Origin of the sequence: Aliiglaciecola lipolytica (genome assembly GCF_018860635.1) — a bacterium.
Lineage (GTDB): Bacteria > Pseudomonadota > Gammaproteobacteria > Enterobacterales > Alteromonadaceae > Aliiglaciecola > Aliiglaciecola lipolytica_A.
In genome coordinates, this window is sequence record NZ_JAHKPT010000017.1 from 182,549 (window position 1) to 199,507 (window position 16,959).

The window sequence follows — 16,959 nt, forward strand, 5'->3', positions numbered from 1 at the left end:
GTTATTTTACCTTGATGCTGAAGATTGACGGATGGGTTGTCCTGCTAAGGTCTGATTAACGACGCTTTGTTCAATGACAGGTTGGCCATTAACGATTAACCATTCTACTCCCTCACTAAGTTCGGTAGGCTGTAAGTAGCTCGCTTTTTGCTGATAAGTCTCAGGATTAAATATTACGATATCGGCAACGTAACCCGCTTTCAATTCGCCTCTGCCTGTCAATCCAAAGGTTTTAGCAGGTAAATAACTACTGCGTTGAATAAACTCTTGGGTGCTTAACCAACCTTTCTGTTTAACATATTCACGAAACTTTTTGGGGAAAGTGCCATATTTTCGAGGATGGCCAGTGCTGCCATCGGAAGAGGTCATTACCCAAGATTGCGTCATATAAGCTTTCATATCTTGATCGGACATATTGAAACTGGCGACCCGCGCATTACCTTCTAGAATAATTTGACGAGCTGCATCAATTGGCTCAATCTCCCACAAACTTGCAACCTCGGCTAGGGTTTTTCCACGTATGTCGGGGCGTTTGGGATCACTAATGAGTAACGACTCTGCGCCGCCTCTGCGTCTTAAATTTTCAGCCATTTCTAATTTCAAGGTTGGCCATAGTGCGTCATCTTCCATTCGAGCATGATACGCTTCTTTGCTACCTGCCATGATATATCTTGGTACCAAACTACCTGCTACGCTGGTTCCTGATGCGCGCCAAGGATATTGATCTGCAGTAACGTCGATACCTTGTTGCCGAGCTTCGTCTATTAACTTGATCACCTCTGCGCTTTTACCCCAAACGTCAACGCCTAATGATTTGATATGCGCAACGTGCACGGGAATGTCTGCTTGTTGACCAATTTGAATGACTTCTTTAATTGCGTTAACCAGCCCTATGCTGTAGCTGCTTTCGTCGCGAATATGACTGTCATAGGCACCATTATACTGGGCTGCGACTTTTGCTAGTTCAACCACTTCACTGGTCATCGCGTAATTACCGGGTACATAATACAAGCCTGTTGAAAGTCCTAAGGCTCCGGCTTTCATTGCTTGTTCTACTAGGCTTTTCATTTGCTCAAGCTCAGCATCGGTTGGAGCCCGATCTTCTATGCCCATGACCGCTTTACGAATTGAGCCATGACCAACGTAGAGGGCGACATTTGTGCCTATTCCTTGTTGCTCATATTGATTAAGTTTTGCCGCGACATCAACGCTACCGCCACCATCGACATTGCAAAAAACAGTGGTTACACCTTGGGTGGTGTAGTTCACATTTGTATTCGGGGAGTCTTTACCAAAATCATTGCAGGCATGGGTATGGGTATCAATAAAACCTGGCGCTATGATGTTGTCACCTGCATCTATGGTTTGTGTGGCAGTAATATGCGCAGGAAGCGTATCGCTAATAAAAGAAATATTGCCTTTATCAATGCCGATATAACCTGAAAATGCTGGTTGCTCATTACCAGTATAAATATTTTTACCTGTGATAATCATATCGATTGATTCAGATTTTTGAGTGCAAGCGGCACAGGATGTGATTGCTACAAATAATATTGAAAAGAACCGCAGTCGGCAATTGTTATACATTTTAGGGATTACTCTATAGTGAAAAAGGGCGACTAAGTCGCCCGATTAAAGTGTAAAAAAACGCTGCTTAATCGAAGCTCATGCTTAAATTAAGGTACAAATAACGTCCTTCAGCGCTGTGCAGACTGGCGTCGTAACCGTATGTTTCATCGGCCAATGGTGGCGCTTTGTCGAATAGATTACGTACACCTAAACGCATTTTTGTACCTTCTAATGAACCTTGGTCGAAAGTATATTGACCGTAGATACTAAAGGTTGTCCAGCTATCGACTGTCCAGAACTCGCCTGAGTTATCATTAACGGCGCTGGTATCGTAGAAATCACCTACATATTTACCGTAGATCCCAGCTCCCCAATTATTATAGCGCCAAGTAATAGTAGTACTTGCTTGCCATTCAGGACGGCCATCTAATTGAATTAAATCACCCACATCGTCTAATGTTAGACCCAGTTCTTGTAATTTTGCGGATTCAGAATCGATTGATTGATACGCTTTTAACAACTTAGCCGCGTTAAACTTAAATGAGAAGTCACCGATGCTGGTATTGTTTAACTTATAGTAAGCACCAATATCGAGACCTTCAGTGGTGCGCGAATCAAGGTTTTCAAATAAACCAATAATCTCACTCATATCACCCACAGCTTCTAATCCAGAACCTTCATAAAAAGCGATGTCATCAGCGTTCACTTCTTCACGAATAACGTTAGGGTTAGAACTACCATTTAAGCGCTGATAATAATCTAGATCAGCAATATTTTGGTAAGAGCGAATGCCAATTAAGTCTTCTTGCTCTATGCGCCAGTAATCCGTGGTCAATGTTAAGTTATCGATAAATTCAGGTGTAAAAACCAATCCTAAGCCGTAGTTGTAGTCTTTTTCTGGATCAAGTTCGGTGTTACCCAAACGAATGTTCTCAGCGCTATCACCACTGCTGCATTGACTGATACTGTCTAACTCACCTTTGTTGATCTGTGCTTGGCAACGATAGTAATCAACCGGGTAGTTAACTCGGGTGGTACTTGCTGTGTGCAATTGCTCTAAGTTAGGAGCGCGAAATCCTTCAGCATATGAACCGCGAATCTGTAGTGATTCAACAGGATACCAGCTAAGAACGGCTTTAGGTTTGAATACATCCCCAACATCATTGTAGCGCTCATAACGACCAGCTACTTGGAAGTCTAGTTTATGGACTAACGGAATTTCCATTTCTGGACTAATTAACGGACCTGCAAATTCAACGAAGGCAGATAAAACATTACGTGATCCATCCGCATTAGGTTGTCCACTGGAGCCCATTACGTCTGATTCATATGCTAAACCAGTCACATCATCAGTATAGACAGTGGTGCCGTTTAATCGGTCATCATAAATATTTTCGAAGCTTTCATAGCGCCATTCTGTGCCAAAAGCTGCTCCAACATTACCTGCTGGCAAACTAAATAGATTCGCATTGGAAAATTTGAAATCAACTAAACCCAGCGCTGTTTCGCCAGAACGACTTACATCGATAAGAAAACTATCGATAGTCTCTTGTGAGTTACAGGTTGCGCCACAGAAAGTGTTATATGCACTTTCATCGAGACGATTCACGGCATCTTGAAACAAACTTAGACTAATACGATTATGGGTTGTATCAACGGTTTTTGCTTTTGAATACAAAGCCGCGGAATCCCACTCCCAATCCTTGTATGAACCTGTGGCACCACCTAGTACACGATAAGATGTATTTTCGACATTGATATTACGGGTACCCGCATCGACTACGCGGTAGGCATTAATTGATATGTCTAAACCTTCAGCGGGGGTGTCATAGCCAGAAATTCTATTTGGACCACTACCAAGAGGGTTCCAATAAGCTGTGCTGGCAATGGTGACCGGAGCTGAGGTAAGTGTTGCAGTTTCTGCACGTTGAGAGTTTGATTCAGCCCAGTAGTAACCTAACTCACCGTATAAACTAACGTCATCGTTCAGTTCATGATTTAGGTAAACAAAGGTGTTTAAACGCTCAGTTTCTGGGATCATGGTGCGAACACTGTTGGTATTATAGGCTTGCGTATTGGTAGTAATACTGCCGCTATCTAAACATAAACCATTAGCTAGAACACATTGTTGGTTACTATCGGTTGCATCTACAGGTTCAACATGAAAACGTCCTGCGGATGAGGTTAGGCCTGTAACTGACTGACTTGCATCAAATCTTCCCCAAGGCGTTGTGGTAGATGTATTTCGGAAATTGGTATCACCTTCCCAGTCCGTTCCTACTAAGAAGCTACGTTTATCTGCATCGGCGGCATAGTCGATTTCGGAAGCCATCACTTCTGAACCATGATAATAGTTGATTGCAGTGGTGATGTTGGTCATGCCATCGTTAATGTCCCAACCAGCTAAGGTATTTATATTTAACTTTTCTCTACTGGTATTTTCAGCCTGACCATATTGAACGTCAAATTTATAGCCGGCGAAATCTTTACGCATCTCAGTGTTAACCACACCCGCGACGGCATCAGATCCATATATCGCGGCTGCACCGTCATGCAAAATCTCCACTCGGTCAATGCCCAGTACAGGGATTGAGTTCATATTTACGGTTGTAACAGGTACTGAATTTTCAGTTTGGGTACCAGGGTGTTGTACCATTCTTCGGCCGTTGAACAGCACCAAGGTATTACCAGTACCTATACTGCGTAGGTTGATTGACGCTACATCACCGCGAGATTGGTATACGCCGCTAACCACGTCATTACCGTTAAAATTAACGCTGCCGTTACTTGGAATAGATGCAAATAATTCGATTCCAGAAGTCGCGCCAATCGCTTCTATATCGCTGGCATCAATTAATGTGACGGGCAAAGCGCCTGTTATATTTGCGCCCTTGATGCTGGAACCTACAACAATGATTTTTTCTACATCTTTAGATTTTTCATTGCCATCTACGGTTGAGTCAACTTGTTCTAGAGTAGTTTGTTGGGACTGCTTTTCGATGGATAAATTATCTTGACTGTTTTGCTGATTCGCTGCAGCTATTCCGGAAATTGAAAGTGACCCGATAGCGGCAAGTATCGCTATATTTAGCTTACTTTTACGATAGTGTGATGTGTTGGTCTTTGGCATTATCTGTTTTCCTAGGTTCTTTCCTAATTTGCTTAGAAAGTTATTATTTTTGCGAGTACTACACTCTACAATTATGTTTATGAACACAATTAATAAAAAATCTGCTAGTTATAGCCTATGGTTATGGGCTGACACACAAAGGCTTCCAATAATTGACTTGGTGAGTATTGCTGTCCGCGGTACGCTTATGATTATTTTTGAGTGTTATCGCTGGCTATTTTTCAATTTTTTAAAGTTTAAAATAGGGGTTGGGGCACGCTAAAATTTATGCTGCCAGATTATCCCCTATGGTATCCTAAAATTTATTCAACTTGGAAAAATTAATGCGTTTACGTCATATCGAAGTCTTTCATGCTATTTACACTACAGGCTCAATTACTAACGCGGCTAAATTACTTTATGTATCTCAGCCTTCGGTTTCTAAAGTGCTATCTCATGCAGAACAACAATTGGGGTTCGATTTATTCCAACGTAATAAAGGTAAGCTTATTCCAACGAGTGAAGCGAAAACACTTTTTCCGGAAATCGATAAATTATACAAACAGCTTCGTTCGATAAACGCATTAGCAGAAAATATTAATCGCCGTGATAGTGGCGTCATCGATATTGCATTAACCCCTGGCCTTGGTTTTGGTGTTATCCCTCGTTCGATTGCTAAATTCAGGGAAGTGCACCCCCATGTTCAGTTTAAATTACAAACTATGCACAATGATGACGCACTGCAAACTTTGTTAGAACATAAGTGTGACCTCGCGCTACTTTATTCATCACCTCCTCTACCAGGAATTGAAGAAGTTGAATTAGGCAGCAGTGAAGTGGTTATTTTATATCCCAAACAATCGTTTCCTGCAGACACTAAAATTGTTAGCGTTGAGTCTCTGGCGGAACAGGAATTAATTAGCATCTGGGATAGTGGCCCACTCGGTGATTTAGTCTTAGGTCGCTTCGAGTCTCTGGGCATGGAAACTCACAGTAATATGCAGGTTGATACCTACTACATCGCTGCAAGTTTGGTCGATAAAGGAATGGGCTGCTGTACTATTGATAAACTCACAGCAATCAGCAATATCACTGATAATGTCGGTGTCTCGCCGTTTAATCCCCCTTTGGATTTCAAAATAAAAGGGCTACATTTAGAAACGCGACCGCTATCTCGGATTTGTGAACACTTTTTGGATTTTGTCAGGGCCGAATTGAACCTCGTCTATAACCAGCAATAACCTGGAGTTATGACTCACCTAAATCATACTAATTTAGTTCGCATAAAATATCTTTAATATGGAGTGATATCTATTTTAAAGGAATCTTGATGAATATTAACTATCCGTATTTGCTATTTGTAGGAGACGCTACGGATTCGCTTAGCATTAAAATGGCTCGAAGTGCTGCTGATTGGAGTCCTGAAAAATGCTTAGCTGAATACCGCTTGCCAGGTTGCAGTGTTACTACAGGCTGCCCATCAATGAATATTCAAGAGGCGGCTAAAGCAGGGGCCAAAAGCTTTGTGTTAGGCTTCGCTAATAGCGGAGGATTCCTTGACTCAAGTTGGATACCTACAATACTCGAAGCAATGGATGCTGGTATGGATATTGTGAGCGGTTTACACGATAAGTTAACCGATATTCCAGTATTGCAGCAAAAGGCTGACGAGCTTAATCTTCAACTGATTGATATTCGTCATCCCGTCACTCGGTTTAGAACGGGAACAGGTAAAAAACGTCTTGGTAATCGCCTTTTGACCGTTGGCACAGATTGTTCGGTTGGCAAAATGTACACTTCTCTTAGTCTCACTAAAGAGATTCAGGGAAGGCAACTTCCAGCCACCTTCAGAGCAACTGGACAAAGTGGAATTTTGGTGTCGGGAACAGGTGTGGCCATTGATTGTGTTATTGCCGATTTCATTTCTGGCGCTGCAGAAACGATTAGTCCAGAAAATAGCGCTGATCACTGGGACATCATAGAAGGGCAAGGTTCCTTGTCTCATCCAGCTTTTGCTGGCGTAAGCTTAGGCTTGTTACATGGTTCACAGCCAGATGCGCTGGTGGTTTGTCATGCTCTAGGTCGACAACATATGCGCGGGCTTACTCATCAAGCATTGCCTTCTATTGAACAAACCATTGCACTTAATTTAGCCGCTGCTCAACTTACCAATCCGCAAGCGCAGGTTGTCGGTATTGCAGTGAATACATCTTCTGTTGATGCTGATTCAGCATTACAAATATGCAAAGAGATCAGTCAGCAAACCGGTTTACCCTGTAGTGATCCAATTCGTCACGGAGTGACTTCTATCGTAGATAATTTGCTATGAGTTTAGATATTCGCGTTGTTACTGAAAGTTTTCCACTGATTACTCCTTTTCGGATTTCCCGTGGCGAAAAAACCGCCGCCGACGTAGTGGTTGTCTCTATAACTGATGGCAAATATCGAGGTTGGGCGGAAGCTGTACCTTATACTCATTATGGCGAAACAATACAGGCTGTATGTAGGCAGTTAGAAAGTATCAAAGATCAGATTGTCAGCACACAACAGCTGCACCAATTGAGCAGCTTGTTACCCGCAGGTTCGGCAAGAAATGCCTTAGATTGCGCGCTGTGGGATCTGCACAGCAAACAACAGCACCGCAGTGTCGCTGAGTTAGCTGGTATGCCGCAATTATCGTCTTGTCACAGTGCGCAAACCATTAGCATTGATAGTGTTGATGATATGGCGAAAGCGGCCGCTAAGTTAGCGGCAAATAAAGTAATCAAAGTGAAGCTTGATGAGCAAGATGTGGTTGCAAGGATGCAAGCAATCCATGCAGTATGCCCAAACAGTGAGTTTATTGTTGATGCCAATGAAGCTTGGGGCATCGAGTTGTTAGAGAAGGTGGTTGAACCTTTAAGGGAATGCAATGTGGCCCTAATTGAACAACCTTTACCCAGTGGTGATGATCAGGCTTTGGCTGATTTTAAGTCGAGTATTCCAATTTGTGCCGATGAGTCTTGCCACACCAGCGATGACTTAGAGCGATTACTTCCTCTATATCAAGCGGTGAACATCAAACTCGACAAAACCGGCGGATTGACTGAAGCATTGAGGCTACTGCGCTTAGCAAAGCAACACAATCTTAAAATCATGGTGGGCTGTATGGTTGGCTCATCTCTGGCAATGGCGCCTGCTTATTTGTTGGCCGCCGAAGCTGACTTTGTGGATTTAGATGGCCCGGCTTTAATTGCTAAGGATCGTCCCGGTGGGTTTGGATTTGTTGATGGCAAGATGTGCATAAACTCGCAATCGTTGTGGGGGCAAGCTGAATAAAACCACGCAAATTCTGCTCTTGGGCCTAACCTAAGCGCGTCTAGCAAAGCAACAATAATCAATCTAAGCTAATCTACATCAGACAAGACCTCTGCTTTCAAAAGAGGTCTTATGCCAACTAAACACAGAACAATACCAACATCTATTGGATGGGCTATAGCCAACCTGACTTATTCGTTAACGTCTTTTGTGTGCTGTGCGCATTTTATTTCTCTGGGCGATCTGCTCGTCGTGTTAATTCCTTAACCCCCTAACTACTCGAATATTGACATTCTGTAATTTTATGTTAATTTAATTCAATAAACCGGTTTAGTAAACCGGTTTTGTTGTCATCTATACTCAATCAGATTGGTGACTTAGTATGAGGCCAAAATTGCTATGTATAACGAATACACAGTGCTCACTCAGCATACGCAGACGACAAACTGGTTGGCTCCGCCGTTACAACAATTTATTTACAAATAGCTAAGACATACACAATAAATATGACACTACCAAGTAAATGGAGACCACATGAAAGCGAAACTTAATAAAATAAGTTCTGTATTAAAGAGTCGTAGAACAAATACAGGAATATACAGTGCAGCGTTAGTTGCGATGCTGACAGCACCAACCATTTTGGCGCAAGAAGCGCAAGTTGATGAAGAGCTTGAAGTTATACAGGTAAGCGGAATACGCAGTGCGCTTACAAGTGCACTTTTAGAAAAACGCGAATCAAATAATCTGGTTGAAGTTATCGAAGCGGTAGATATTGGTAAATTGCCTGACCAAAACCTTGCTGAGGTTTTAGAAAATGTCACAGGTATACAAATTACGCGTTCTGCGGGTGTGGGCACAGGCGTGCAGATCCGTGGCACCAACGCAAACCGAACGGAAATTAATGGTGTTTCTACGGTTGGCTCAGGGGCTGGTCGAAGCGGCATTAACTTTGAAGATGTTTCTGCTTCAATAATTGCAGGTGTTGAAGTCACCAAAGCACCTGATGCAAAAACCATCGAAGGTTCTGTGGGTGGCACTATTAACTTACGCACCATTCGTCCCTTGCAATTAAATGAGACATTAGCCTCAGTAAGAGTGCAAGGTGAATCCAGTAGTCTTTCTACTGATGGTGTGAAGCCTCGATTGTCAGGAACCTACGGCGACAATTGGGAAACCGACATCGGTGAATTTGGTATTGTTTTTAGCGCTAGTTATGCTGAGCAAGACGTGACTGCATTCCGTCCTCGAGTTGACCGAGACAACGTTGTTACTTCAGACGGAGGTACTGTAAATGCGCAAGAGTTTGATTTTTTAGGAATTCAATTTCTTAACCAAGATTACGATAACCATGAATACGAAACAAAGAATTTTGCTGGCTCCTTAGAATGGGCTCCCAATGCGGATATGAAATTTTACTTTGATGCCGTTATCAATGATCAACAGCGCTACGCAGAAAGTATATCTGCACAGGCATCTGGGGTCAGTGACCTGATTGGTATTTCCGTGCCTAGTGAATTTGAAACCGTTAACTTTGGTAATTTAGATGGCCAAAATCTCGGCAGTATCCAAGCGGCATTAAAAGGTGTTATTCCGGTAGAAGATGGCGGTGCCGATCCCAACTTGCGCTTTGCAGGCGATACTAGTTCACGTGTAACCAAGAGTGAAATATTTAGGCTTGGCGGTGAATGGCAAGGTGAAAACTTAAAAGTCACTGTAGAGGTGGCATCCTCTAATTCTGAATCCACCAATCCAAGAATTAACACCACTCTTAACTTTATCAACCCTAATGCAGCGGTTAATTCATCTAATGAAAATGGAACCCCATTCGAATATGACTTAACCGGTGGCTCACTCGCTTTTGGTATTGCATTTGATGCGGCAAACGCACCAAGTGTAGCAGACATGATGGACCCAGCTAACTATATGTTACGGTCAGTAGACACAGCGCGAGATCTTACCGAAAACACTGAAGACGCTTTTCGAGCTGATTTTGTCTATGACTTAGATTGGTCTGTGTTTACCACACTTGACCTTGGTTATCGTCATAGTAAAGCCACTAGTATGACTGACCAAATTCGTGCCAACGTTAGTTTAAGAAATTATTCAGATAGCCCGAGAGGTGATTTGTTCGCAGAGCTTCTTACTGCAGGCCCTGATAACTTTGGTGATGCAGATGGCAGAGAGTTATTTGTTAAAGATTTCCTTATGGTAAATCCTGAAATGATAACGGCCGATCAAGACAAGGTGTTACGCATACTCAATGAAGCGGTTACTGCACATGGTGGTTCCATTCCCATTACTGCACCCACTTCAGAAGTTAACGCATTCTTTGATATTGAAGAAACTACTGACGCTATTTACGCGCAGGCAAACTTCTCAACCGAATACATACGCGGTAATTTTGGTGTTCGTTATTTAGAAACCGAAGTGGCTTCAACAGGTAACTCAATTACCACAGATGCTAATGGCGACCCTACTATTTCACAGGTCACAACCGTTGGTGACTATGATTTCCTACTACCCAGAATCAACATTGTTGCTGATGTAACAGACGACATCGTTCTGCGCGCGGGGTGGGGAAAAGATATTCGCCGACCTGACTTTAACGACCTTTCAACTTCAGTTACCTATTCAACAAGCCCTAACCCAGCCGTTTCAGTGGGTAATCCTGGCTTAGTCCCTGAAGAAGTAACCTCATTTGATATCTCTGCTGAGTGGTATTTTGCAGAAGCAAGTGTTGTGAGCATAGGTTACTTCCATAAAACACGTAAAGACTTACACGTTGGTCAACAAAACGACCCGTATGAAGATCCTGAGACTGGTTTTCGTGACATTATCGGTCCTGAGTGTGAGCAAGGCGGCATCTGGAATCCCATTGCTGATATCAATGTATTCGGTCCTGTTGGTGTAGGTGTTTGTGTGCCTTGGTCGACTACCATCAATGACACCGGGAAAACTACTCAAAAAGGGATTGAAATGGCTGTCCAGTATGATCTATCTGGCTTTGAAGATGAGTTAGGTTGGGCATCGGGTTTTGGTATTCTAGCTAACTACACCATCCAAAAGTTCGATGGTGGTGAAGCAATTGATAATGCCACAAATCGCGCGAATGCGGTCTTTGCAGCTTCAACAGGGATAGATGATATCGATGTTTCTGCTTTGCATGGATTACCGGATCTTTCTGAAAATGCGTATAACTTCACCTTGTATTACGAAAAGTACGGTCTTTCAGCACGTATGCGTTATACATGGCGTGAAGCTTATCGTTCAGAAGATTTTGGTAGTACATCTAGTTACCCTTGGGGATTCATGGTTGTACAAGAAGACAGAGGGCAACTTAATGCCAGCGTTAGTTATGATGTAACTGAGCAATTGAACATTGGCATTGAAGCGGTGAACTTAACGGAATCAGAAGTCGAGCAATCCTGTGTTACTGAGGGTTCTTTATTGTGTTTCCAAGGACTGACAGACCGTCGTATTACATTTGGTGCTAGCTACCACTGGTAAAATGTCAGTTCAATAGCCTTAACTATTTGATATTTAATTGAGAATAATCGGGGTCATATGAAAATGTGACCCGATTATATAGTCATTTCATGAAGTTGAAATCGCACTTTATGTTCTCGAATAAATTGATATGGCCTAGAGGCGATACCTTCCCAACACTTCAAATACAGCTTACTAGGAGATCATAGAATATGAAGATGAGTAGAATGATATTCAGTGCAATCGTTTTGTTTGCACTCAGTTTTGTAGCCAATTCACAAACACCTTATACCCTCAAAACAACAGATGTGACGGTAGTCGATGGACTAATTACCTCATCTATTCTTACTGACATTAATGGCAATAATCATCAACCGGATATTATTATTCCTGACATGCTCGACGGACAAAAGATAAAGGGGATTGGCGGTAATGCCTTTCAAGCAAATGGCTTAACCAGTGTGGTTTTTCCTGCCGGGCTTAAATCCATCGGCGAATTCGCTTTTCAGAATAACCGCATAAGCAAAATAGAATTACCCGCTGGGCTGACATCCATTGGCGATGCTGCTTTTGAGTTCAACAATATAACCAGTGTGGATTTGCCTGAAGGGCTGACCACTATCGAACAAAGCGCGTTTGCCACCAATAGCATAATCAGCGTGACATGGCCTGCTGGGCTGACGTCGGTTCAGAGCAGCGCATTTCGAGATAACAGCCTCATCACCGTGGATTTGCCCGCTGGGGTTACATCCATTGGTGATTTTGCGTTCCAAAATAACCGCATAGTCAATTTAACGTTGCCTGCTGGAATAACGACCATCGAGGAGAGTGCGTTTAATGTAAACTTCTTAATCAGCGTAGACTTGCCTGCGGGGCTTACGTCGATTGCGGATAGTGCGTTTAGAGATAACCGCTTAACCAGTGTGGATCTACCTGCTGGGCTTACGTCCATTGGGCACAAAGCGTTTCTTGCTAACCGCCTAAGCCATGTGGATTTGCCTGCTGGCTTGAGGTTCATTGGGGAAGATATTTTTAAAATTAACAGTGATTTGAACAGCTTTGTTTTACCAAAGGGTTCCAGCACCGGTAAAGCACTAAAATGGCAAGCCAGCGATGGAACTGTTTTCGATGCGGGAGACGTTATTTTACCTGCAAATTTTGCTCATAGTTATCGCGCTATTGTTGGCGATTAGGGCAAGCTAGAAGCACCCAATAAAACACCGAGATTGGCGGTCATACCAAGGAGTAGGGTTGTCGTAAACATGACAACAAACCTACTGCCTTGAATTATTAGAGCAAAGCATTGAAAGCTTGCGTCATCCATCAATTTGCCAATGGCTTAATCGGTTAGTCTGTGGGTAGGGTGACTCTTGCCCGTAGCCCACCTTCAGAATGATTACTGAGTTCGATTTTACCTTTATGCAGCCCTACAATACGTTTGATAATTGCCAATCCCAGTCCAGAACCGCCACTACCTCTGGCTTTATCCCCTTGAGAAAAAGGCTGAAATAAGTCTTCAATATTTTCTTCAGGGATACCTGGACCGTAATCTCGCACCTCAAAAAATACTTGTCTGTTGCGTTTGTCATGTCCGCTGGTAATCAGTATATTTTGACTGCCATAACGAAACGCATTTTCAATCAGGTTATCTAGCACGCGTTTGATTGCGACTCGTCGAATCATCAGCATTGGTAATTCAGATAAGTGGGTATCGATATGGTGATTTTCTTGAATATTACGGGCTTGAACCACATCTTCAATCAATTCGTTTAACGACAATTTTTCACGACGCTCCCGCGTATCTTGTCGAACATAATCAATAAATTGATCGATAATGTCGTTCATGTCTTCGATGTCGTGAACAATGCCTTCTTTTATCCATAATTGTTCATCAGGTAGCATTTCACTGGCTAAACGTATTCGTGTCAACGGCGTGCGCAGATCATGTGAAATACCCGCGGTTAATAACGCTCTGTCATCCTCTAACTGCTTAATTCCCTTAGACATTTGATTAAATGCACTGGTTACCGCAATCAGTTCGCTTGCACCTTGCTCTTTTAATGGCGCTGGCACGTTACCTTTTGCCACCTCTAATGCGGCAACCTGTAAGGCGTGAATCGGTTTATTCAAGCGGCGAACAAAAATCCAACCACCTGCCACACTCAAAATACCGATTACTATCAAATAAATAGTTAAGGGGGATATATCGCCTTCAGTGAAGCTAGCCATGGGAATGGATATCCACACGTTAGCGTCTTGTGGAGGATTGACCCAAATTAAGAACGGCTCTGAGGCTGAGATCCTAACGTCTGCTTCTCCACCGAGTAAATCAGAAATTTGTCGAGAGAAAAATTGATAATAAATGGCCTGTTGAAGTCCACTTTCAATGGCTTGTTTTTCTGTGTAGATTCGAATGTTTGTGGCATTAAAGATATTGTCTTGGGTTTTCGGATTGAGATAATCAACCTCTTCCAAAAATACCATGTTAATTTGTTTGGCGATTAACGAGTTTATCTGTTGATAATTTGGACGAATAAAATAATAGGTCACTGACAGATAAGAGACTACCTGATTAATCAGTAACAATACGCCAATTAATAAAACGGTTTGGCCAAATGCGCTTTTAGGAAAGATTCTCACCAGTGACTATTCAACCCAGATATTAATGAGTTGGGGCAATTACTGTGCTTCGCCATCGGGAACAAACACATATCCTAACCCCCAAACGGTTTGAATGTAGCGAGGGTTAGCCGGATCTATTTCCAACATGCGGCGTAAACGAGAAACTTGCACATCAATACTGCGCTCCAATGCGCTGTAATCACGGCCTCTGGCCAAATTCATTAGCTTGTCTCTAGACAAAGGTTCTCTGGGATGAGTAACCAAGGATTTTAACACTGCAAATTCGCCACTTGTTAGGGTGATCGCTTCGCCATCTGAAAACATTTCACGGGTAGCTAGGTTTAATTTGTATTTACCAAACTCCACCACCTGCATTTCCATCGAGGGCGCGCCAGGCGCTTCATTGGTTTTACGACGCAATACGGCTTTTGCTCGGGCTAATAATTCCCGTGGATTAAATGGTTTAGGTAGGTAGTCGTCAGCGCCCATCTCCAACCCAATTATACGGTCTACTTCGTCACCTTTTGCAGTTAGCATAATAATCGGTATTTCGTTTTCTTTTTGACGTAAACGACGACAGATCGATAGGCCATCTTCACCGGGTAACATTAAATCGAGTACCAACAAATGAAAGTTTTCACGTTCCAGAAGACGATCCATCTGCTCAGAGTTGGCGGCTGAACGCACTTGATATCCCTGCTCTACTAAATAGCGTTCTAGTAAGCTTCGCAGGCGCATATCATCATCAACAACCAATACTTTTTGTGTTTCTTGTCCCATGTCGAGCCTCAAAAGGAAATAAACCGAATATCACACCACTATAAATGAATAGTAGGGAATTCAAAAGATTAGCTAAGTAACAATGTTAAGTGGAGTGTTACAAATTGTTTGTGGAAGGGATATCAGCGCGGTAAATTACTGAATCGCTGTGATTGTTAAAGTCACTTTTTTACAATACACCCAAAATTTTGTCCATTATCCAATTGGTGTGGCTGGCGCTTGCAGCTTGACTAGGATGTTTGCTTACGCCTCGTAAATGGTCGGCCATGGCTTGAACAAACGGACCTTGAATTGGAGCGGGCGTCGGCATTGCTAGGGTTTCATTGCCATCCTTGGTATATATGTTAGCCGGCTGATTACCAAAAATGGCGAATTCTATGCTGCCCTTATCAGCTAAAACCTGCACCTTATCCTGATAAAGGTGACTAGCAAAATTCCAACTGGCGTTGCCTGTCACACCGTTTTCAAACAGCAAGTTAGCCACAATAGCGTCATGGGCAGTGTATAGCCCCTGTTGATTCGTACAAATCCCTTGTGCGTGTTGAACCCTTCCAAGAAGAAAGCTAAGGATATCTAAACCGTGACTGGCAAGATCTTCGAAGTACCCACCAATGGCAACATTTTTGTCTGTGCGCCAGTTTGGTTTTTGGCGTAGATCATTATCTGATGGCGGTCTACTGTAATGCCATGAAACTTGTCTAATTTGACCGATTTTGCCGCTACTTATTGCTTGTTTAATTTGCACAAAACCAGGTAATGAACGGCGATAATAAGCAACAAAAAGCGCCAGCTTTTGAGTTTCAAAGGTGCGCTCTATTTGTTGGCATTGACGGAAGTTTAATGCCATCGGTTTTTCTATACAGCAAATTTTATTTGCGCTGGCGACTTTTAATGCTAACTCACAGTGACTGTCAGGTGGAGTTGCTATGTAAACGGCGTCTATATTGGGATCATTTATGAGTGCTTGTGCAGATGTATAATGATTGGGTACATTATGTCGTGTTGCGAAATCTAATGCTTTTCCAGGTGTGCGAGCACTTACTCCTTGCAGCCTAAAGCCGTCGACCTGTTGGTAAGCCGGAGCACTTTTCTTTTCACAGACATTGCCACATCCAATTATTCCCCAACGGAGCGAATTGGTTGAATCGTCCACTACTTATTCGTCACCCAATCCATTTGGAAACCGGCTTTACGTTTACGTTCCAATAATTCTTCAATAAGTGGCGACAAGATCAATTCCATTGCCAGACCCATTTTTCCGCCAGGTACCACGAATGTGTTAATTCTCGACATGAAAGAGCCATCGATCATTTTTAACAAATACGGGAAGTCTACATTTTTCATTTCGCGGCGGAATCTAACCACTACAAAACTTTCGTCTTGGGTCGGAATTTCTCGCGCACTGAATGGATTGCTGGTATCAACTGTAGGAACCCGCTGAAAATTCACATGGGTATTAGAAAACTGTGGGGTTATATAGTGAAAGTAGTCTTCTAAACTTCGCACAATACTGCTCATCACAGCTTCACGGGTATGACCTCGGTCAGTGGTATCCCTAATAATTTTTTGGATCCACTCTAGGTTCACAATGGGTACCATGCCTACCAGCAAATCAACGTGTTTAGCCACGTCGGCTTCGGGAGTGGTAACGCCTCCGTGTAACCCTTCATAAAATAATAAGTCGGTGTTTGCGGGTAAATCTTGCCACGGCGTAAATGTTCCAGGCATTTGATTGAACGGCACCGCTTCGTCAAATGTGTGCAAATATTGGCGATGCTGACCCGAGCCTGTTTCTCCATATTGAGCGAACAGTTTTTCGAGCATAATGAAGTCATTGGCTTTTGGACCAAAATAACTAATATGCCGACCCTGTTCTTGCGCTTTACGTATTTCAACTTCCATTTCAGGACGAGTGAAACGGTGAAAACTATCGCCCGCCACAGAGGCCGCATTGACAGCTAAATTACGAAAAATATGCCTGATGGCATTGGTCGTCGTAGTTGTACCTGCTCCAGAGGAACCTGTTATTGCAATAATTGGATGTTTTACAGACATAGTGAACGTTTTGAGGAGTAAGGACCACTATTTATAAGCAA

General features: G+C 42.9%; 11 protein-coding genes. 5 read left to right on the forward strand and 6 right to left on the reverse strand.

Features of this window, described 5'->3' with window-relative positions; all coding sequences use genetic code 11:
• Nucleotides 1-6: 6 nt before the first annotated feature.
• Both KO530_RS07650 and KO530_RS07655 read right to left on the reverse strand, forming a co-directional pair.
• Nucleotides 7-1,587 (reverse strand): N-acyl-D-amino-acid deacylase family protein, encoded by a 1,581-nt coding sequence (locus KO530_RS07650; RefSeq protein ID WP_216047823.1) that lies wholly within the window; start codon nucleotides 1,585-1,587, stop codon nucleotides 7-9.
• 67 nt (nucleotides 1,588-1,654) lie between these two features.
• Complete coding sequence (locus KO530_RS07655) at nucleotides 1,655-4,699, reverse strand: TonB-dependent receptor domain-containing protein (RefSeq protein ID WP_216047824.1); 3,045 nt, start codon at nucleotides 4,697-4,699, stop codon at nucleotides 1,655-1,657.
• 323 nt (nucleotides 4,700-5,022) lie between these two features.
• Here KO530_RS07655 and KO530_RS07660 point away from each other — a divergent pair, with 323 nt between their 5' ends.
• The 5 genes from KO530_RS07660 to KO530_RS07680 all read left to right on the forward strand — a co-directional run bounded on the left by KO530_RS07660 (nucleotide 5,023) and on the right by KO530_RS07680 (nucleotide 12,654).
• Nucleotides 5,023-5,919: a LysR family transcriptional regulator gene (locus KO530_RS07660; protein WP_216047825.1), complete on the forward strand. Its 897-nt coding sequence runs from the start codon at nucleotides 5,023-5,025 to the stop codon at nucleotides 5,917-5,919.
• An 89-nt stretch (nucleotides 5,920-6,008) separates the two neighbouring features.
• On the forward strand, nucleotides 6,009-7,007 hold the full coding sequence (gene dgcN, locus KO530_RS07665; RefSeq protein ID WP_216047826.1) for an N-acetyltransferase DgcN: 999 nt from the start codon (nucleotides 6,009-6,011) through the stop codon (nucleotides 7,005-7,007).
• Nucleotides 7,004-7,996, forward strand: a complete 993-nt coding sequence (gene dgcA, locus KO530_RS07670) for an N-acetyl-D-Glu racemase DgcA (protein ID WP_216047827.1) — start codon at nucleotides 7,004-7,006, stop codon at nucleotides 7,994-7,996. Before dgcN ends, dgcA begins: the two co-directional genes overlap by 4 nt.
• 513 nt (nucleotides 7,997-8,509) lie before the next feature.
• A complete protein-coding gene (locus tag KO530_RS07675) occupies nucleotides 8,510-11,482 on the forward strand; it encodes a TonB-dependent receptor (RefSeq protein ID WP_216047828.1) in 2,973 nt (990 codons plus the stop codon).
• A gap of 191 nt (nucleotides 11,483-11,673) precedes the next feature.
• Entirely contained in the window at nucleotides 11,674-12,654 is a 981-nt protein-coding gene (locus KO530_RS07680; protein ID WP_216047829.1) for a leucine-rich repeat domain-containing protein, read from the forward strand.
• A 154-nt stretch (nucleotides 12,655-12,808) separates the two neighbouring features.
• Here KO530_RS07680 and envZ read toward each other — a convergent pair whose 3' ends face one another.
• From envZ to KO530_RS07700, 4 genes are all read right to left on the reverse strand, one after another.
• Nucleotides 12,809-14,101, reverse strand: coding sequence for a two-component system sensor histidine kinase EnvZ (envZ, locus tag KO530_RS07685; RefSeq protein ID WP_216047830.1), 1,293 nt, complete (start codon nucleotides 14,099-14,101; stop codon nucleotides 12,809-12,811).
• Between the two features lie 39 nt (nucleotides 14,102-14,140).
• Nucleotides 14,141-14,863: an osmolarity response regulator transcription factor OmpR gene (gene ompR / locus KO530_RS07690; protein ID WP_216047831.1), complete on the reverse strand. Its 723-nt coding sequence runs from the start codon at nucleotides 14,861-14,863 to the stop codon at nucleotides 14,141-14,143.
• Between the two features lie 169 nt (nucleotides 14,864-15,032).
• The gene (locus tag KO530_RS22215; protein ID WP_216047832.1) at nucleotides 15,033-16,016 is read right to left on the reverse strand and encodes a Gfo/Idh/MocA family protein; all 984 of its coding nucleotides are present in this window, start codon (nucleotides 16,014-16,016) and stop codon (nucleotides 15,033-15,035) included.
• Nucleotides 16,016-16,918 (reverse strand): phosphoribulokinase, encoded by a 903-nt coding sequence (locus KO530_RS07700; RefSeq protein WP_216047833.1) that lies wholly within the window; start codon nucleotides 16,916-16,918, stop codon nucleotides 16,016-16,018. The genes KO530_RS22215 and KO530_RS07700 overlap by 1 nt, the downstream gene beginning before the upstream one ends.
• Nucleotides 16,919-16,959: the final 41 nt, after the last annotated feature.